A 19,617-nucleotide genomic window follows, 5' to 3' on the forward strand; every position below is an offset into this window, starting at 1 on the left:
GATGACGGCGAAAACCTCCTCGCGCCAGCCGGTCGCGGCTACCGGCCCGCAACTGCTGATCGGCAGTGAGCGACAGGGACGCTGGATGCGGCGCCCGCGCCGCTCGGCCACGCCCCTGGCCGAGCGCATCCCGCGCGGCATCGGCTCCTGGCTCGCGCTCGGCTACCTCGCGCTCAGCCTCGGCAGCGGTTTCGTCATCGGTGGCCAGTATCAGGCGATGCAGGACGCCAATGGCGCGCCGCAGCACATGATCGCGCGCATGCTCGGCTTCGGCATCGACCGCGTCACGATCTCGGGCCTCTGGGGGCTGTCGGAGCAGGAGGTGCTCGTTGCCGCCGGCATCGATTCGAAGACCTCGCTGATGTTCTTCGACGCCGACGAGGCGCGCCGGCAGCTCGAGGCCAACCCGCTGATCCGCGAGGCGCAGGTGCGCAAGCTCTATCCGGGCGAGATCTCGATCTCGCTGACCGAGCGCGAGCCCTATGCGCTCTGGCAGGTCAAGGGCGAGCTTTTCGTGATCGCGGCTGATGGCACGGTGATCGACAAGATGGATGATGGCCGCTTCGCCTTCCTGCCGCTGGTCGTGGGCAAGAATGCCAATATCCGCGCGAGCGAATATCTGGCGCTGCGCAAGGAGGCCGGTCCGCTGGCGGAGCATATCCGCGCCGGCATGCTGGTGTCCGACCGTCGCTGGGACCTCAAGCTCGATAACGGCATGGATGTGCGCTTGCCCGAGGCGAAGCCGGAGGCCGCGATCGGGCGGCTCGCTTCGCTGGAGAGCAACGACCGCATCCTCGACAAGGACGTCCTCGCCATCGACCTGCGCCAGCCGGACCGTGTGGTGATGCGGCTCTCCGAGGAGGCTGCCGCCGCCCGTGCCGAGATGCTGAAGAACCGCGCCAAGACCAAGAAGAAGGGAGGGGAGGCGTGAACCACTTCACCTCCCAAGGCCTGACCCCGCGCATGCGTCCGCTCTCGGCGCGCAAGAGTGCGACGCTGTCGATCCTCGATATCGGCACGAGCAAGGTCGTCTGCCTGATCGCCGAGCTGAACCCGGCCGAGGCCAATGAGCGGCTGCGCGGGCGCACCCATGTCGCGCGTATCATCGGCATCGGCCATCAGCGCTCGCTCGGCCTCAAAGGCGGCGCGATCATCGATCTCGAAAGTGCCGAGCGCGCCATCCGCGCCGCCGTCGATGCGGCCGAGCGCATGGCCAAGGTCGAGGTGCAGTCGGTCATCGTCAATCTGACCGGCGGGCGCATCGGCTCGCAGCACTATGCGGCCGGCGTCGATCTGCGCTCCGGCTCGGTCGGAGATGCCGACGTCAAGCGCGTCCTCGCCACCGCCGCGACCCATGCGATCCGCCCCGGCAAGGCTGTGCTCCATGCCCTGCCGACCGGCTATGCGCTCGACGGCGTGCCGGGCGTGCTCGATCCGCGCGGGCTGATCGGCGGCAAGCTCTCCGTCGACATGCATGTCGTCGCCAGCGAGGCGGCGGCTGCGCGCAACGTCATGCTGGCGGTCGAGCGCTGCCATCTCGAGGTCGAGGCGGTCGTCGCGACGCCCTATGCCTCCGGCCTTTCGGTCCTGGTCGATGACGAGGCGGAGATGGGCGTGGTCGTCGTCGATCTCGGCGGCGGCTCGACGAGCCTCGGCGTCTTCGCCGGCGGCCATCTGATGCATGCCGACGCCATCGCGGTCGGCGGCAACCATATCACCATGGACGTGGCGCGCGGGCTCTCCACCCGTGTCTCGGCGGCCGAGCGGCTGAAGACGCTGCACGGCTCCTGCATCGCCAGCGCCTCCGACGAACGCGACATGATCGCGGTGCCGCAGGTCGACGACGACGAGCGCGACATGCCGAACCATCTCGCCAAGTCGCACCTGGTGCGCATCATCAAGCCGCGGGTCGAGGAGATTCTCGAACTGGTCCGCGATCGGCTGAACAATGCCGGCTTCTCGGCCCAGGCCGGGCGCCGCGTCGTGCTGACCGGCGGAGCCTGCCAGCTCACCGGCCTGCCCGAGGTGGCGCGGCGCATTCTCGGGGGCCAAGTTCGCACCGGTCGCCCGCTCGGCATCAAGGGATTGCCCGAAGCCGGCAAGGGGCCGGCCTTTGCGGCGGCGGTCGGCCTGCTGGTCTATCCGCAGGTCGCGCATGTCGAGCATTTCGAACCACGCGCCGCCGGCGGGCGCTATTTCGCGACCGGGACGGACGGCTATTTCTCGCGCGTCGGGCGGTGGCTGAAGGACAGTTTCTGAACTTGGCGCGGAAAAGCGGAAACGGGTTTTCCCGGATCACTACTGCAAGACCGGCCAAGTTCCAGAATTGAGTGAGTACCGCCCGCGTCAGCGGGCACGGCGTCAAACGTAGCAATCGACGGCTCCCGCCAGGCGCCGGTCAAAGGGATCAAAAGAGGCAATCATGGCGATGAATCTGCAAGCCCCGGACATCCGGGAACTCAAGCCCCGGATCACGGTCTTCGGTGTCGGTGGTGCGGGCGGCAATGCGGTCAACAACATGATCGAGGCCGGTCTCGACGGCGTCGACTTCGTCTGCGCCAACACGGACGCGCAGGCGCTGGCGCTCTCGCGCTCCTCGCGCATCATCCAGATGGGCCTCCAGGTCACCGAGGGCCTCGGCGCCGGCTCGCAGCCGGAAGTCGGGCGGGCCGCGGCCGAGGAAGTCATCGACGAGATTCGCGATCACCTGGCGGGCGCACATATGGTCTTCATCACCGCCGGCATGGGCGGCGGCACCGGCACGGGCGCTGCCCCGGCCATCGCCCGCGTCGCCCGCGACATGGGGATCCTGACCGTCGGCGTCGTCACCAAGCCCTTCCAGTTCGAGGGCCAGCGCCGCATGCGCATGGCGGAAGCCGGCATCTCCGAGCTCAACGAGGCGGTCGATACGCTGATCGTCATCCCGAACCAGAACCTGTTCCGCGTCGCCAACGAGACGACCGGCTTCGCCGACGCCTTCGGCATGGCCGACCAGGTGCTCTATTCGGGCGTCGCCTGCATCACCGACCTGATGGTCCGTCCCGGCCTCATCAACCTCGACTTCGCCGACGTGCGCGCAGTGATGCGCGGCATGGGCAAGGCGATGATGGGCACCGGCGAGGCGCAGGGCGAGAAGCGCGCGCTGACCGCAGCCCAGGCCGCGATCAACAACCCGCTGCTCGACGACATCTCGATGAAGGGTGCGCGCGGCCTGCTGATCTCGATCACCGGCGGGCGCGACATGAAGCTGTACGAGGTCGACGAGGCTGCCACCCGCATCCGCGAGGAGGTCGATTCCGAGGCCAACATCATCGTCGGCGCCACCTTCGACGAATCGCTCGAGGGCACGGTGCGCGTCTCGGTCGTCGCGACCGGCATCGACAAGCCGCTCTCGCATGTCGGCGAGTCCGACGAGACCGAAGCCCGCATTGCCCAGGTGGCCGAGCGCCTGAAGCAGGAGGCCCGCCTGCGCAGCAATGCCGCGACGCAGGCGCCCCGTCCCACCCAGCAGCCCGCGCCGGTGATCGAGACGGCTCGTGCCGCTCCGCTCGCCGAGCCGGTTCCCGCCGCGCAGGTCACGCAGGACATCCGCATCGAGCCGATGCAGCCGCGTGCGATGATGGTCGCTGCTCCGGCGCCCGAGCCGCACGCCCCGGCCGAGCCGAGCCTGCATTTCGACGAGAGCTTCATTCCGCCGGCGCCGGAGCGCGCGGTGCGCCCGACCCGCATGCCGCGGATCGAGGATCTGCCGGCTCCGGGCCAGGCCCAGCTCCACGCCCAGCGCGGCGCGCAGCCCGTGCCGCAGGCGCCGAGCGCCGTCGAGCAGAAGCGCATGTCGCTGATGCAGCGCCTTGCCTCGGTCGGTTTCGGCCGCAAGGACGAGGAGGAGCAGCACGCCGCGCCGGCGCCTGTTCCGGCGCGCCAGGCCCCGGCCATGCCGCAGGCGGCCGCGCCGAGCGCTGCCCATGCCGAGTATATGCGTCGCCCGGCGCCGCCGGCCTCGCGCCCGGCCCAGGGCCAGCTCGATCCGCATGGCCGTGCCGCGCCGACTCGCAACAGCGAAGAAGACCAGCTGGAGATTCCGGCTTTCCTGCGCCGCCAGGCGAACTGATCTCCCGGCCCGTCGCGGCCTTGTAACCAATCCCGTCGCGCAGGCTGCGCGGCGGGATTTTCGCTGTTAAAAAATCGTTATCTTTCAGTCTGTTATTGTTCCGCCCTCAAAGCTTTCCGGCTGTAACACAGCGAAAGAAAGCGTGATTTTGAGAGGCCGCCTCTAAGGCTTATGTTGCGGCCGCACCAAGAGATTGGCCTACCGGTAGCCGGCTCGATGCCGACTTCGGGAATGTCGCCGCCGGCGATCGCTGCATGGGCAGCGGACATCGGTCGTAGCGATCAGGATTGGATACCGGAATGAACTTCGATCGGCAGACGACTTTGCGGGCTGCGGTGACCCTGAGCGGGATCGGCGTGCATTCCGGCGCTCCCGCGAGCATCTGCCTCAAGCCCTCCAGCGCGAATTCCGGCGTCGTCTTCCTGCGGACGGGCATCGAGGGCATGCCGCCCCAGCTCATCCACGCCAAGCACACCAAGGTCAGCGCCACCGAGCTCTGCACCGTGATCGGCGACCGCGGCCCGGCCTCGGTCTCGACGATCGAGCATCTGATGTCGGCCTGCGCGGGCCTCGGCGTCGACAACGTGCTGGTCGAGATCGACGGGCCGGAGATGCCGATCATGGACGGCAGCGCCAGGGAGTTCGTCGCCGCGATCGAGGCCACCGGCCTCGTGACCCTCGCTGCGCCGCGCCGCTACCTCAAGGTTCTCCAGCCGGTTCGGATCGAGCAGGGCCGTGCCTTCGCCGAGCTGATGCCGGCCGAGCAGGGCTTCCGCCTCGATGTCGAGATCGATTTCGATACCGCCGTGATCGGCCGCCAGCGCAAGATCTTCGATCTCGACGCCAAGGCCTATGCCAGCGAGATCTCCAAGGCGCGCACCTTCGGCTTCATGCGTGATGTCGAGCAGCTCTGGAAGGCCGGCTTCGCGCTCGGCGCCTCGCTCGACAACACGGTCGCGATCGGCGACGACAAGGTCATCAATCCCGAGGGGCTGCGCTATGGCGACGAGTTCGTGCGCCACAAGGTGCTCGACGCCATCGGCGATCTGGCGCTGGCGGGCTATCCGATCATCGGCGAGTTCCGCTCCTATTGCGGCGGTCACCGGATGAATGTCCGCATCCTCGAGGCGCTTTTCGCCGACCGCGCGAATTTCGCGATCGTCGAATCCCAGCCGGTCTTCGCGCCGGCCCGCGCCGTGCAGATGTCGGCGGTTGCTCCGGCCGCCTACGCGCCCGATCTCCACTGAAATCACGCGAGCCGGAGCGCTTCGCCGAAAAGCGGTAGCGTTTTTCTGTCGAAGAAATGCCTTGGTCGCGTCGATCAGCGTCGTTTCGCCTTTCCTTCGCCCGCTTTTTGTCCGAGATGCCGCAGTGCTGCGGAATCGAGCCTTAACCGGCTTTCGGCAGTGGCGCGCGGGAGGCGTCTGAGGTAAGGCATGCTTCCCGCAGGCGGGGACGATCGAAAGAGGAAGACGACGTGAGCGTGACGCGGCAAAGCCTACCGGCAATCCATCGCGGCGTATCTCCGCGCAAGGGCATGGCCCTGGCGCTCGGCGCTGCCATGCTGCTCGGCGGCTGCGATACGCTGTCCTCGCTCAACCCCTTCGACAGGCCCGAGGTCTACAAGCCCGACCTGACCCCCACAACGCCGGCCGACAAGCTCTACAATGAGGGTCTGGCGCGCCTGCAGAACGGCGACAGCGAAGGCGCGTCCAAGAAGTTCGAGGACATCGACAAGTCGGCGCCGTTCTCGCCCTACGCCCGCAAGGGCCTGCTGATGACGGCCTACACCAATTTCCAGGCCTCGAAATGGGAAGAGACGATCACCGCTTCCAAGCGCTTCATCGCCCAGAACCCGGCGAGCCCCGATGCGGCCTATGCCCAGTACCTGATGGCGATGTCCTATTATAACCAGATCCCGGACACGACCCGCGATCAGGAGCGGACACGGCAGGCGATCCAGGCTTTCGAGGAGCTCGTCGCCCGCTATCCCAAGTCGGAATACGTGCTCGACGCCAAGGAGAAGCTCCTGGTGGCGCGCGACCAGCTCGCCGGCAAGGAGATGAATGTCGGCCGCTATTATCTCGAGAAGCGCAATTACACCGCAGCGGTGAACCGCTTCCGCGAGGTCATCATCAAGTACCAGACCACCCGCCATGTCGAAGAGGCGCTGGAGCGCCTGACTGAGGCCTATATGGCGCTGGGCATCACCAACGAAGCGCAGACCGCCGCCGCCGTGCTCGGGCATAACTTCCCGGACAGCCCGTGGTACAAGGACGCCTACAAGCTGCTGCAGAGCGGCGGCCTGGAACCGCGCGAGGACCGTGGCTCCTATATCAGCCGCGCCTTCGACGGCTTCCAGAAGGCTGTAGGCGGCATCGTCGGGCTGGGTTCCCTCTGACGGAGCTCGCATGAGCCAGAGGCGACCCTGCCGGCTCCGAAACGCGCGCTGAACGCCGATGCTGGCGCAGCTCTCCATCCGTGACATCGTCCTGATCGACAGGCTCGATCTGAGCTTCCATGACGGGCTGAGCGTGCTCACCGGCGAAACCGGCGCGGGCAAGTCGATCCTGCTCGACGGTTTCGCGCTGGCGCTCGGCGGGCGCGGCGACGGATCGCTCGTGCGCCATGGCGAGGCGCAAGGGCAGGTCAGCGCCGTCTTCGACCTGCCGCTCGCCCATGAGGCGCGCAAGCTCGCGCAGGCGCAGGAGATCGATACCGACGGCGATCTGATCCTGCGGCGCGTGCAATATGCCGATGGGCGCACCCGCGCTTTCATCAACGACCAGCCGGTTTCGGTTCAGATCCTGCGCATGGTCGGCGCGGCGATCGTCGAGATCCACGGCCAGCATGACGACCGCGCGCTGACCGACCCGGCCCAGCACCGGGCGCTGCTCGACGGTTTCGGCGGGCTGGAAAGCCAGGCGCAGGCTGTCGCCCAAGCCAGCGAAACGCTGAAGCGGGCGCGGCAGGCCTTGCAGGCCCAGCGCCTGCGCGTCGAGGCCGCGCGCAAGGAGGCCGATTTCCTGCGCCATGCGGTCGAGGAGCTCGGCAAGCTTGCGCCGAAGCCCGGCGAGGAGGACGAACTCGCCGCCACGCGCCAGACGATGATGCAGGCCGAGAAGGTCGCGCGCGATCTCAACGAAGCCTATGAGGCGGTCGGCGGCCAGGGCTCGCCCGTGCCGATGCTCGCGGCGGTGCTGCGCCGGCTCGAACGCCGGGCCGGGCAGGCGCCGGAGCTGGTCGATCCCTCGCTCGCCGCGCTCAATACCGCCATCGTCGCGCTGGAAGAGGCCGGCGAGGCGCTCGGGGCTGCGATGCGCGCGGCGGAATACGATCCGCGCGAGCAGGAGCGCATCGAGGAACGGCTCTTCGCGCTGCGGGCGGCCGGGCGCAAATATGATGTGCCGGTCGATGGCTTGTCCGTGCTTGCGGCGACCATGGCGAGCGACCTCGCGGCGCTGGACGAGAGCGAAACCTCGCTCGGCCGGCTCGAGGCGGAGGTGAGGCAGGCGGAGGACGGTTTCACCAAGCAGGCCAAGGCGCTGTCGGAGGCCCGGAAGACGGCTGCAGCGCGGCTCGATTCGGCGGTGAAGGCGGAGTTGCCGCCGCTCAAGCTGGAACGCGCCCGCTTCATCACCCGCATCGAGAGTGACGAGAGCGCGCGCGGACCGGAGGGTTTCGACCGCGTCGAGTTCTGGGTCGAGACCAATCCGGGCACGCGGCCGGGGCCGATGATGAAGGTGGCCTCCGGCGGCGAGCTCTCGCGCTTCATGCTGGCGCTGAAGGTGGTGCTGGCGGAACGCGGCTCGGCGCCGACGCTCGTCTTCGACGAGATCGACACCGGTGTCGGCGGGGCGGTGGCGGATGCCATCGGCGAGCGGCTGGCACGGCTCGCCGACCGGGTCCAGGTGATCTCGGTGACCCATGCGCCGCAGGTCGCGGCCAAGGCCGGGCAGCATTTCCTGATCGCGAAATCGGCGGGGGAGGGCGAGGCTTCGCGCACCGTCACCCGCGTCACCGCGCTCGTCGACCAGACGCGGCGCGAGGAAATCGCCCGGATGCTCGCCGGCGCCTCGATCACCGAGGAGGCGCGGGCTGCGGCAGGGCGCCTGCTCGAGGCGGCGGGCCTGCGCGGCTGATCAGCCGGCCGCTACGAGCTTGAAGCCGGCTCCTTGCCGCCTGACCTGCCGGAAGCCGGTGACATGCCCGCCCGAGACGGTCCAGCCGGTCGCCGCAGCACGCTCCAGAATCGTGCGGCGCGAGCGGGCGGCCTGCGCCGCGTCGAGATCATAGACGATTCCGAGATCGGGATCGGCTGCCTGCTCCTCGGCCAGATGCAGCGCGTCGCCCCAGAGCAGCAGGGCGCGCGCTTCATCGCCGATGAGGTAGCCACTATGCCCGAAGCTGTGGCCAGGCAGCGCGATCAGCTCGATGCCGGGAAGGACCTCGCCGGGCGCTGCCGGCCGGATGCGGCCGGCATAGAGGCGCTGCAAGGTCGCGGTGATGTCGAAGGCGCCGCGCTTGTTGTCCGGCGTGCCGGCCCGCTTCGTTTCGTCGCTGTAATAGCCGAGATCGGCCTGCGGAACGATGATTTCGGCTCGTGGCAGCCAGGGCTGCTCGCCATCGAACAGGCCAAGCGCATGGTCGCCATGGAGATGGGTGATCAGGACGCGATCGACCTCCTCCGGCTGGATGCCGGCGGCGACCAGCGCGGCGCGCGCATGGCCGAGCGCCGGGCCCCAGGCGGAGCCGGTGCCGGCGTCGACGAGGGCGATGCCGTCCTTGCCGCGCAGCACGAAGCAGTTCACGTCGATGCTGATTTTGGGCTTGCCAAAGCGGGCGATGGCTTCGCTGCGGGCGGACTCGCCGGCCTGATGGATCATGACGTCCGACGGCGCTTCGAAAATGCCGTCGAGCAAGGTGATGACGTCGTATCCGCCGAAACGGTGGGCTTGCGCACTCATCGCAGTGTCTCCTGTCCGATGCTGGCCTAGCCGCCGGCACCGGGGGGCGGCAATGTTGCCCGGCAGGGAGCAGCCCTGCACCGGGCGCGCGAATCCTCCATTTCCTTTTGGCGCGTCTTGCTTTATGAGCCGTTTTCGATTGACGGCTTGCAGGTGCTGTCCGCGCCGCTTTCCCGTCACCCCCAGTTTCGCGACCTCTCGCGTTTCGAGCCTCAGATTTAGGCCTTCCACATGTCCTTCTCCCTCACGAGCCCGCCGCTCGCGCGTGCGCTCGCCGAACGCAATTACTCCGAACCGACGCCGGTGCAGAACGCTGTGCTGGAGGAGGCCGCGCGCGGCCGCGACCTGCTGGTTTCCTCGCAGACCGGTTCGGGCAAGACCATCGCCTACGGGCTTGCCATCGGCGAGACCCTGCTGGGCGACGGCGAAAAGCTCGGCCGGGCCGCAGCGCCCCTCGCGCTGATCATCGCGCCGACCCGCGAACTGGCCCTCCAGGTGCAGCGGGAACTGGCCTGGCTCTACGAACATGCGGGAGCGCGGGTGATCTCCTGCGTCGGCGGCATGGACCCGCGCCGCGAGGCGATGCTGCTCGACGAGGGCGCGCATATCGTCGTCGGCACGCCCGGCCGCCTGCGCGACCATATCGAGCGTCGCCGTCTCGACGTCTCGGCGCTCAAGGCCGTGGTGCTCGACGAGGCCGACGAGATGCTCGATCTCGGCTTCCGCGACGATCTCGAATTCATCCTGAAGACGACCCCCGAGGGGCGCCGCAGCCTGCTGTTCTCGGCGACCTTCCCGAAGGCCATCGTCCAGCTCGCGCAGAGCTACCAGCACGATGCGCTGCGCATCGAGGTGGAAGCGGCGCGGCGCGGCCATGCCGACATCGCCTACAAGGCCGTGCGCGTCTATCCCAAGGAGGCGGAGCTCGCGGTCGTCAACCTGCTGCGGTTCCACGACGCGCCGGTGGCGCTGGTCTTCTGCAACACGCGCAATGCCGTGCGCCATCTCGAAGCCATCCTGCTTGAGCGCGGCTTCGCCGCCGTCGCCCTGTCGGGAGAGCTCGGCCAGAACGAGCGCAATGCCGCCCTGCAGGCGCTGCGCGACGGGCGGGCACGGGTCTGCGTCGCGACCGATGTCGCCGCGCGCGGCATCGACCTGCCGGGGCTCGACCTCGTCATCCATGCCGAACTGCCCAACGACGCCGAGGTGATGCAGCATCGCTCGGGCCGGACCGGGCGCGCCGGCAAGAAGGGCACCAGCGTCGTGCTGGTGCCGCAGTCACGCCGGCGCAAGGCCGAGCGGCTGCTGATGGAAGGCAAGGTCGAGGCCGAGTGGATCGGCCCGCCGACGCCGGAGGAGATTCGCGCGCTCGATCAGGAGCGGCTGCTCAAGGATCCGATGCTCTCGGGCGACGAGGGCGAGGATGATGCCGGCATGGTCGAGGCGCTGATGGCCGGCCGCGAGGCGCGCGAGATCGCGGCGGCGCTGGTCAGGCTCTATCGTTCGCGCCTGCCGGCGGCCGAGGAGGCGGGCGATCCCGGTTTCGGCCGCGACGAGCGCCGGCCGGTGCGCAGCCATGACGATTACGCGACGCCGCGCGAGCGCTTCGCCGCCGGACGCGAGGACAGCCCCCGCGCCGACGGGCCGCGCAAGGGCGGCCCGCGTGGCGACACGGTCTGGTTCCGCCTCAATGTCGGGCGCAGGGATGGCGCCGATCCGCGTCAGTTGCTGCCGATGCTGTGCCGGCGCGGCAAGATCACGCGCGACGAGGTCGGCGCGATCCGCATTTTCGACCGCGAGACCAAGGTCGAGATCGATGCCGATGTAGCGGAGCGCTTCTACGAGCTCGCCAAGGCGGTGGATCGTGACAAGGTCATGATCGAGCCTGTGACGGGCGAGGACGAGCGCCGTCCTGCGAAGCCCTTCGCCGAGAAGGCGAGCCATGCTCCGGCCCCCTATCAGCGCAAGGCGCGAGACGAAGGCGTGGCCGGGGAGCCTCGCGAGGCGCGTGGCTATGAGAAGAAGCCGTTCGCCAAAAAGCCTTATGAGGGCAAGGGCAAACCCTTCGCGGATAGGCCGTTCGCCGGCAAGCCCGCAGCGGGCAAGTCCTTCGGCGGATCGAAATCCTACGATCCCGTCCGCAGCGACCGCGATCCGTCGGCGGAGCCGCGCGCACCCTGGTCGGAGACCGGCAAGCCGCATGGCGGAAAACCCTATGCCGGCAAGAAGCCCGCTTTCTCTGGGAAGCCCGGCGGAGTCAGGAACGATGGGCCCGGTGCGCGCGGGCCGGCCGGCAAGCCGTTCAAGAGCAAGAAGCCCCGGCGCGACGATCGCGGCTGATCGCCATCATCGCCCGCAACGGGGCTGGCTCGTTCAGCCCCGGCGGCACCTCTCCGCTCAGCGCAGGCCGAGGAAGGAGAGGATGGCGAGGACGACGACGATCAGGCCGACGAGGTAGATGATATTGTTCACGAAAGCCCCCTGACTGAAGTGGGCCGTGAGGCCCGATCTACGGAAATGAACCGTATTCAGGGGTGAAAGGTTCCCGCTGGAAAATCGGGAGCCACGGTCACGAAACGCGCGTCATCCCGGACGAAGCGAAGCGGAGATCCGGGATCCACGCCTGAACCTTGATCGGAAAGGCTCCGGCATGAATCCCGGATCGGCGCCGCCAAAGGCGGCACGCCCGGGATGACGCGTCGCGTTCCCGACTCATAGGCGTCGGACGGCCGACCGCTCAGGCCACCACCTTGCGGTAGAGATGCCAGGTCGCGTGGCCGAGAACCGGCATCACCACGATGAGGCCGACCAGCACGGGCAGACAGCCGAGCACCAGAAGCCCGGTGACGATCAGGCCCCAATACATCATCACGCGTGGATTGGCCTCGACCGCCGCGATCGAGGTGCGGACCGCCGTCGGCATGTCGACATGGCGGTCGATGATGAGCGGGAAGGCCACCACCGAGATCGAGAAGGCGAGGATGGCGAAGAGCAGGCCGACCGAATTGCCGACGATGATCATGATCCAGCCGTCGAAGGTGGTGAAGGTGGCGCGCAGGAAATCCGCCGTCGAGACATCGGCGGGCAGGCCGAGCTGGGCGCGGTAGATCAGCCAGGCGCAGGCGAGCCAGGCAAGGAAGAGCCCGGTCAGCAACACGCCGAGCAGCACGATCTGCCCGATCGCCGGCGATTGCAGCACGTCGAAGGCGTGGCGCCAGGACGAATCCTGCCCTTGCTCGCGGCGCCGGCTGATCTCGTAGAGACCGATCGCCGCGAAGGGGCCGAGCAGGGCGAAGCCGCCGAGCAGCGGGAAGAGCAGGGGGAAGATGTTGTAGGTGACGGTGAGCTGCGCGAGCAGCACGCCGGCGACCGGATAGATCAGCGCGACGAAGACGAGATGGCTCGGCTGCGCTTTGAAATCCTCCCAGCCGCGCCAGAGCGCATCGCGCAGATCCATCGTCGTGATGGTGTGGACATGTGGCTCCACCGCTCTGCCGAGGTGATGAACGGTGCCGTCAAGATTGGCCATGGCGTATCTCCCGGTTCCGGCCCGGTTCGCCAAAAAGCCGTCGACATGTTCCTTGGCGTCAACGGCCTTCAGGCGTCGAGCTTCCAATTCCCAGTTCACGGATAATACACGCCGAAGCGGGTTTTGTTGCAAGCCGTCGCGCGGATGTGACGAGATAAGGGGTCCGGGGATGGGCGGCAGTCACCGGGATCGCTGCTGCCCTTTCTCGACAGCGCCTTCTCGCCTAATGCTTCCCGCATGAGCGACACAGACGACAACGCCCCTTCCGAAACGCCCGTCGCCGAGCTGACGCCGCGCCGGGCCAGGCTCGAGCACAAGCGGCTCGCCGCCGAGGTGCAGGCGGCAAACGACGCCTATTTCCAGGACGACCAGCCGATCATGGACGACGCGGCCTATGACGCGAAGCGTCGCCGGCTCGTGGCGCTGGAGGAGGCCTTTCCCGAGCTGAAGGAGAGCGGCGGCGTCAGCAGCAAGGTCGGCGCCAGGCCATCCGGCAAATTCGCCAAGATCCGGCATCGCGTGCCGATGCTCTCGCTCGACAATGCCTTCTCGGACGAGGCCGTCGCGGAGTTCGCCCAGCGCGTCTATCGCTTCCTCGGCCGCAAGGAAGAGGCGGGCGGCATCGCCTTCACCGCCGAGCCGAAGATCGACGGGCTCTCGCTCTCGCTGCGCTACGAGAAGGGCGAGCTGGTCGCGGCGGCGACGCGCGGCGATGGCGAGGAGGGCGAGGACGTCACGGTCAATGCCCGCACCATTTCCGAAATTCCCGGGGCGCTCGCCGGGCCGGATGTGCCGGAGATCGCCGAGGTGCGCGGCGAGGTCTATCTCGGCCATGCCGATTTCGCGGGGATCAACGAGCGTCAGCGCGAGAAGGGGCTGCCCGAATTCGCCAATCCGCGCAACGCCGCCGCCGGCTCGCTGCGGCAGCTGGATGTCAGCGTTACCGCCTCGCGACCCTTGCGTTTCTTCGCCTATGCCTGGGGCGAGATGCCGGTGCTGCCGGCGCCGACCCAGATGGGCGTGGTCGAGGCCTTCAAGCGCTGGGGCTTTCGCACCAACCCGCTGATGAAGCGCTGCGAGAGCGTCGCCGAGCTGGTGGCGCAGTACCGGCTGATCGAGAGCCAGCGCGCCACGCTCGGCTACGATATCGACGGGGTGGTTTACAAGGTCGACGATCTCGCCTTGCAGGCGCGCCTCGGCTTCGTCTCGCGGGCGCCGCGCTGGGCGATCGCGCATAAATTCCCGGCGGAGCTGGCGACCACGATCCTGGAGGCCATCGACATTCAGGTCGGTCGTACCGGCGCGCTCTCGCCGGTGGCGCGGCTCAAGCCGGTCACGGTCGGCGGCGTCGTGGTGACGAACGCGACGCTGCACAACGAGGACTACATCAAGGGCTTCGATTCCAAGGGGCTGCCGATCCGCGACGGCACCGATATCCGCATTGGCGACACGGTGACGGTAAAGCGGGCCGGCGACGTCATCCCGCGCGTCGAGGCCGTGGATCTGTCGAAGCGGCCGGCGGATTCCAAGCCTTATGAATTCCCGACGCTCTGCCCGGCCTGCGGCAGCCATGCCGTGCGCGAGCATAATCCGCGCTCCGGCAAGGAGGATGCGGTGCGCCGCTGCACCGGGGGCTTGATCTGCCCGGCGCAGACGATGGAGCGGCTGAAGCATTTCGTCTCGCGCGATGCGCTCGACATCGACGGGCTCGGCGACAAGCAGATCGAGTTCTTTCACAGCGACCCCGATCTGCCGGTGAAGGAGCCGGCCGACATCTTCACGCTCGCCCGGCGCGACGAGGCCAATTTCAAGAAGCTCAAGGACAAGGAAGGTTTCGGCGCGGTCAGCGCGAAGAAGCTGTTCGAGGCGATCGAGGCAGCGCGGACGCCGCCGCTCAACCGGCTGATCTTTGGGCTCGGCATCCGCCATGTCGGCGAGACCAATGCGCGGCTGCTTGCGCGCCATTACGGCTCCTTCGAAGCGCTGCGCGAGACGCTTGCCGCCGCGGCCGATCCGGCCTCGCCGCAACGGCAGGAACTCGACGCCATCGACGGCGTCGGCCCGACCGTGGTCGAGGCGCTGCTGCAGTTCTTCGGCGAGCCGCACAATCAGGACCTGCTCGACCGCTTGCTGGAGCAGGTTCAGCCGCAGCCGCTGGAGGCTGTCGCCACGACGAGCCCGGTCGCGGGCAAGACGGTGGTCTTCACCGGCGCGCTGGAGCGGATGACCCGCGACGAGGCGAAGGCGATGGCGGAGCGACTCGGCGCGAAGGTGGCCGGCTCGGTGTCGTCGAAGACCGATCTGCTGGTCGCGGGGCCGGGCGCGGGCTCGAAGCTCAAGGACGCGGCCAAGCACGGCGTCGAGGTGATCGACGAGGCCGGCTGGTTCGAGCTGATCGGTGGAGGCGGCGGAGCCTGAGCCCGAAATCATGACCGTAACGTTTGCCGTCATGGTCGGGCTTGTCCCGACCATCCACGTCTTCGCTGGTCGAAGGTCGTGTTCAAGGCGTGGATGCTCGCCACAAGGGCGAGCATGACGGAGACTGGATCGCCCGCCGACTACTCAGCCGCCGCCGTGAAGATCGCCGGCGGCGGGGCGCCCGCTGCCCGCACCTGGCTCGGGGCCGAACCGGTGATGCGCTTGAAGGCGCGGCTGAACGAGGCTTCCGATTCGTAGCCGAGCCGCTGCGCCACCACGGCGATGCGCATCCTGTCCCGCGCCAGCCATTGCCGGGCCTGATGCATGCGGACCTGGGCGACATAGCGGGCCGGCGTCTCGCCCACCACGCTGGCGAAGCGCTCGGCGAAGCCGGAGCGGGAGGCGCCCATCAGTTCGGCGAGGCTTTCCACCCTCCAGTCCGCTTCAGGATGGGCATGGATCGCCGCCAGCACCCGGCCGATCTGCGGGCAGCGCGCCGCCGCGATCCAGCCCTTGTCCTCGCCGCAGCCGTTCTCGACCCAGCCGCGGATGATGGTGGCGGCGATGACGTCCGCGAGCCGGGCGAGGATGCCGCCGGCGCCGACGCGGTCCATGCAGACCTCGCGGCCCATCGCCTCGAGCAAATGCGGTATGCCGGGCTCGTTGGCGGCGAAATCATACATCCGCATCACGTCGGGCATCAGCCGCAGCAGTGGATGGTCGGCATCGACGTTGAAGGTCATGCTGCCGCTGAAGAGCAGCATGGGCTCGCCGTCGCTGCCGCCGCCCTCGAGTTCGGTGATATCGCCACAATGCTGCTTCACCGCGCAGTCGCAAGGCGGCGAGGGCGTCACAGCCGGCGCGCTCGCCAGCACATGCGCGCCCCCGCGCGGCAGGAGCAAGGCGTCGCCGTCGCGCAGCTCCAGCCAGTCGCCTGTCGGCATCTTCAGCCAGCAGCCGCGCTGGGCAATGAAGTAGAAGCGCGCGGCGCGGCAAGGCGGGAAGGCGATGGCCCAGGGCGAGGCCATCTGGCAGCGATTGTAGTCGACGCCGTCGAGCCTGAGCCCGCGCAACATCTCGGTGAGATGGTCGGCAGAGTGCGATGCAACATATTTGGACGAAAGGTCATTCATTCCAGACAATATAGCATGGAAACTCCAGAGAGCCACGCCCATCTTCCGGCCTCCTCATGGAGACTCCCATGTCAGATTCCCTTTCCGTCACCGCGCTCGACCTCGATGATCCTATCGAGGATGCGCGCGGAAAACCGGCCTGGGCGGCGATCGTCTCGCTGACCTTCGGCGTCTTCGGCCTTGTCACGGCCGAGTTCCTGCCCGCCAGCCTGCTGACGCCGATGGCCGCCGATATCGGCGTCTCGGTCGGCGCCGCCGGGCAGGCCGTGACCGCAACCGCCGTGGTCGGCGCCATCGCCGGCCTTGCGGCGGCCATCGTGACGCGCGGTGTTGACCGGCGCATCGTGATCTGGTCGCTGACCGGCCTGCTGATCCTGTCGAGCGCGCTCGCCGCCGTCGCAACCAATCTGCCGACGCTGCTCTTCGCCCGCGTCCTGCTCGGCATCGGGCTCGGCGCCTTCTGGTCGATGGTGGCGGCGACCGCGATGCGGCTCGTGCCGCCGAGCGCCTTGCCCAAGGCGATGTCGCTGATCTTCACCGGCGTTTCCATCGCGACCGTCAGCGCGGCGCCGATCGGCGCCTATGTCGGCAATCTCATGGGCTGGCGCGTCGTGTTCTGGCTCGCGGCGCTGGTCGGCGTCGCGACGCTGGTGATCCAGATGGCCGTGCTGCCCCGTCTGCCGGCTCGCGGTTCACCCGATATCCGCACGCTGTTCCGCTTGCTCGGCCAGCCGAGCATCGCGCTGGTGCTGGTGGGCATCGTCGTGGTGATTTCCGGGCATTTCGCCGGTTTCACCTATGTCCGGCCGTTCCTCGAACAGATTCCGAAGCTGTCGGTCGAGGCGATCTCGCTGGTGCTGCTGGCCTATGGCGTCGGCGGCTTCTTCGGGAATTTCCTCGGCGGGGCGATCACCGCCCGTAGCGCCAAGGCTTCCGTGATCTTCGGCGCGCTGTTGATCGCGCTGATGGGCGCAAGCCTCCTGTTCGCCGGCACGTCGCCGATTGCCTCGGCCGTCGCCGTCGGGCTCTGGGGCTTCGCTTTCGGCGCATTGCCGGTCGGCTTCCAGACCTGGCTGGTCCGCGTCGCGCCGGAGGAGGAAGCCGAATCGGCCGGCGGCCTGCTCGTCGCCGCCTTCCAGGTCGCGATCGCGAGCGGAGCGGTCTTCGGCGGCCTGCTCGTCGATGGTTTCGGGACGCTCGGCGTCATCACCTATGCCACGATAGCGACCTTGGTCGGCGGGCTCGGCGTGCTGCTGCTCGGTGCCAAGAGTCCCGAGCGCGTCGGGGGTAAAGCCGCCGCCCACGCCATCTGAGGCTCTGTCTCGCGGCAACGAAACAGATCGGGCGCGTTGATGTGCCCGATCACTTTTCTTCAAGACAGCGGCGCAGCGGGAGGGTTTATGCTGGCGCCATGGAAGCAGTCACACAGGGCGAGACACTCTGCCTCGAACCGCTCGTCGCCGGCGAGCGGGCGAAGCTGTTTCCGGCCGAGCGTTTCGGCGGGCTGGATTGTCTCGCGGCGACCTTCCGCCGCCATGCCTATGCGCCGCACCAGCATGAAAGCTATGTGATCGGCACCATCGAGGCCGGCTGCGAGACCTTCCGTGTGCGTGGCGCGCGGTACTATGCGCGGCCGGGGCTGATCACCTTCGTCAATCCGCTGGAAACCCATGACGGCGAGCCCTATGGGCCTGGCTACAGCTATCGCATGACCTATCCCGAGACCGGGTTGATGCGCGAGGTCGCGGCTTCGCTCAGCGGCCGTGAGACGACCGGGACGCCGTTCTTTCCGGAGCCTCTCGTCGAGGATGCGGAAGGCGCTGCGCTCTTCGCCGTCGCGCATCGCGCGATCGAGGATGGCAAGGACCTGCTGGCGGGCGAGGAGATGCTGCTGCGTTTCTATGCGCATTGCCTGGCCCGTCATGCCGATCTGACGGTTCGGGCCGTCGGTGCGGAGGAGGGGCCTGTCGCCAAGGCGCGCGAATTGTTCGAGGCGCGCTACGAGGAGGACCTGTCGCTGGCCGATCTGGCGCGCCTGACCGGCCTGCCGCGCCATCACCTGATCCGCGCTTTCCGGCGGGAAACCGGGCTCACCCCTCACGCCTATCTCGTCGATGTCCGTGTCAGGCGGGCGCGCGAGCGGCTGCGGCGCGGCGAGATGCCGGGCGATGTCGCAGCGGCGACCGGCTTCTGCGACCAGCCGCATCTGACCCGCGCCTTCAAGGCCCGCTTCGGCGTCACGCCCGGGGCCTTCCGGGCGGCGCATGCCGGCTGAAGCCGGCTCTTCGAAAGAAAACCTCCATGTCCACGATGCGCGACGATATCAGGCGCGGCCTGAGCGATATCTGGCCGGCCGCGGTGGCAGCAGCGCCGATCGGCCTGCTCTTCGGGGCGGTGGCGGCGAGCAAGGGGCTGTCGCCGTTCGAAGTCTTCCTGATGAGCATCATGGTCTTCGCCGGTGGCGCGCAATTCGCCGCGATCGAGCTCTGGGCGAACCCGGCGCCGGTCGCCGCGCTGGTCTTCTCGACGCTGCTGATCAATGCCCGCCATGTGCTGATGGGCGCTTCGCTCGCGCCCAAGCTCCAGGGCTTCAGCCGCTGGCAGAAATTCCTCGGGCTCTACTACATGGCCGATGAGAACTGGGCGCTGGCCGAGAAGCGTGCTCGCACCCATCGCCTGACGCCGGCCTATTGGTTCGCGATGGTCATCCCCTTCGTCTCGGGCTGGCTGATCAACTCGACGCTCGGCGCGATGATCGGCGCGGTGCTGGGCGACCCCAAGCGGCTCGGCGCCGATTTCGCCTTCACGGCGCTGTTCATCGCCCTCGTCGCCGCCTTCTGGAAGGGGCGGGTGACCTTCTGGACGGTGGCCGCCGCCGGCATCGCTTCGGCCGTCACCTATCGGTTGGCTGGCCCGCCCTGGCATGTCGCTGCGGGGGCGGTCTTTGGCCTGCTGGCGGCCTGGCTCGCCGCGGGCAGCGAGCCTCGGAATGTGGCGATCGAGGAGGCCGAGGCGTGAGTGTCGATCCGATCAATCTCCTCGCCTTCCTCGGCATGGCGATCGTGACCTACGCCACCCGTGTGGCGGGGCTTGCGCTCGTCGGACGCCTGAATCTCTCGCCACGCGCGCAGGCTGCCTTCGACGCAATTCCGCCCGCCGTGCTGATTGCGGTGATCGCGCCCAGCGCGCTTGCCACCGGCTGGGCCGAGACGGCGGCGGCGGCGATCACGGCGCTGGCCGCGACGCGGCTGCCGCTGCTCGGAGTGGTGGCTGTTGGCGTGGTTGCGGTGGTCGGATTCCGCATGGTGATCTGATCCACCGTCGTCATGCTCGGGCTTGGCCCGAGCATCTCAGGACCCGCTTCGTCATTCCGGGCGACCGAAGGGAGAACCGGAATCCATCATAGGGTGCTGAGCACTCCGATGGATTCCGGATCGGCGCCGCTTCGCGGCTTGTCCG

At 68.2% G+C, this 19,617-nt stretch carries 15 protein-coding genes; 12 read left to right on the forward strand and 3 right to left on the reverse strand.

Annotation, left to right across the window (positions count from 1 at the left end; translation table 11 throughout):
- Position 1 precedes the first annotated feature (1 nt).
- The 6 genes from IED13_RS08890 (at position 2) to recN (ending at position 8,253) form a co-directional block, all read left to right on the forward strand.
- Positions 2–931 carry a cell division protein FtsQ/DivIB gene (locus IED13_RS08890; RefSeq protein WP_248311085.1) on the forward strand — a complete coding sequence of 310 codons (930 nt, stop codon included), beginning with the start codon at positions 2–4 and terminating at the stop codon, positions 929–931.
- Between the two features lie 32 nt (positions 932–963).
- On the forward strand, positions 964–2,259 hold the full coding sequence (gene ftsA, locus IED13_RS08895; RefSeq protein WP_038360020.1) for a cell division protein FtsA: 1,296 nt from the start codon (positions 964–966) through the stop codon (positions 2,257–2,259).
- A 163-nt stretch (positions 2,260–2,422) separates the two neighbouring features.
- On the forward strand, positions 2,423–4,111 hold the full coding sequence (gene ftsZ, locus IED13_RS08900) for a cell division protein FtsZ (RefSeq protein ID WP_191123953.1): 1,689 nt from the start codon (positions 2,423–2,425) through the stop codon (positions 4,109–4,111).
- Between the two features lie 299 nt (positions 4,112–4,410).
- Complete coding sequence (lpxC, locus tag IED13_RS08905; RefSeq protein ID WP_038358860.1) at positions 4,411–5,358, forward strand: UDP-3-O-acyl-N-acetylglucosamine deacetylase; 948 nt, start codon at positions 4,411–4,413, stop codon at positions 5,356–5,358.
- Positions 5,359–5,648: 290 nt separating this feature from the next.
- Positions 5,649–6,512 carry an outer membrane protein assembly factor BamD gene (locus IED13_RS08910; RefSeq protein WP_051987492.1) on the forward strand — a complete coding sequence of 288 codons (864 nt, stop codon included), beginning with the start codon at positions 5,649–5,651 and terminating at the stop codon, positions 6,510–6,512.
- Between the two features lie 58 nt (positions 6,513–6,570).
- Positions 6,571–8,253: a DNA repair protein RecN gene (gene recN, locus IED13_RS08915; RefSeq protein WP_038358859.1), complete on the forward strand. Its 1,683-nt coding sequence runs from the start codon at positions 6,571–6,573 to the stop codon at positions 8,251–8,253.
- Here recN and aidB read toward each other — a convergent pair whose 3' ends face one another.
- A complete protein-coding gene (aidB, locus tag IED13_RS08920; protein WP_191123954.1) occupies positions 8,254–9,078 on the reverse strand; it encodes an AidB family quorum-quenching N-acyl homoserine lactonase in 825 nt (274 codons plus the stop codon).
- 231 nt (positions 9,079–9,309) lie between these two features.
- Between aidB and IED13_RS08925 the strand changes: the two genes are divergently transcribed.
- Entirely contained in the window at positions 9,310–11,418 is a 2,109-nt protein-coding gene (locus IED13_RS08925) for a DEAD/DEAH box helicase (RefSeq protein WP_191123955.1), read from the forward strand.
- A gap of 397 nt (positions 11,419–11,815) precedes the next feature.
- On the opposite strand, the gene IED13_RS08930 is transcribed toward IED13_RS08925, so the two are convergent.
- Positions 11,816–12,607, reverse strand: coding sequence for a DUF2189 domain-containing protein (locus IED13_RS08930; RefSeq protein ID WP_038358853.1), 792 nt, complete (start codon positions 12,605–12,607; stop codon positions 11,816–11,818).
- A 237-nt stretch (positions 12,608–12,844) separates the two neighbouring features.
- On the opposite strand from IED13_RS08930, the gene ligA reads away from it, so the two are divergent.
- Complete coding sequence (gene ligA / locus IED13_RS08935; RefSeq protein ID WP_191123956.1) at positions 12,845–15,025, forward strand: NAD-dependent DNA ligase LigA; 2,181 nt, start codon at positions 12,845–12,847, stop codon at positions 15,023–15,025.
- A 140-nt stretch (positions 15,026–15,165) separates the two neighbouring features.
- Here the strand turns inward: ligA and IED13_RS08940 are convergent, their stop codons facing one another.
- Positions 15,166–16,158, reverse strand: coding sequence for an AraC family transcriptional regulator (locus IED13_RS08940; RefSeq protein ID WP_191123957.1), 993 nt, complete (start codon positions 16,156–16,158; stop codon positions 15,166–15,168).
- 68 nt (positions 16,159–16,226) lie between these two features.
- Between IED13_RS08940 and IED13_RS08945 the strand changes: the two genes are divergently transcribed.
- From IED13_RS08945 to IED13_RS08960, 4 genes are all read left to right on the forward strand, one after another.
- The gene (locus tag IED13_RS08945; RefSeq protein ID WP_191123958.1) at positions 16,227–17,471 is read left to right on the forward strand and encodes an MFS transporter; all 1,245 of its coding nucleotides are present in this window, start codon (positions 16,227–16,229) and stop codon (positions 17,469–17,471) included.
- Positions 17,472–17,569: 98 nt separating this feature from the next.
- Complete coding sequence (locus IED13_RS08950; RefSeq protein ID WP_191123959.1) at positions 17,570–18,433, forward strand: AraC family transcriptional regulator; 864 nt, start codon at positions 17,570–17,572, stop codon at positions 18,431–18,433.
- A gap of 26 nt (positions 18,434–18,459) precedes the next feature.
- Positions 18,460–19,176 (forward strand): AzlC family ABC transporter permease, encoded by a 717-nt coding sequence (locus IED13_RS08955; RefSeq protein WP_142021811.1) that lies wholly within the window; start codon positions 18,460–18,462, stop codon positions 19,174–19,176.
- Positions 19,173–19,472 carry an AzlD family protein gene (locus IED13_RS08960; protein WP_038358841.1) on the forward strand — a complete coding sequence of 100 codons (300 nt, stop codon included), beginning with the start codon at positions 19,173–19,175 and terminating at the stop codon, positions 19,470–19,472. Before IED13_RS08955 ends, IED13_RS08960 begins: the two co-directional genes overlap by 4 nt.
- Positions 19,473–19,617: the final 145 nt, after the last annotated feature.

The sequence above is a fragment of the Allobosea spartocytisi genome (genome assembly GCF_014764685.1).
GTDB classification, from domain to species: domain Bacteria; phylum Pseudomonadota; class Alphaproteobacteria; order Rhizobiales; family Beijerinckiaceae; genus Allobosea; species Allobosea spartocytisi.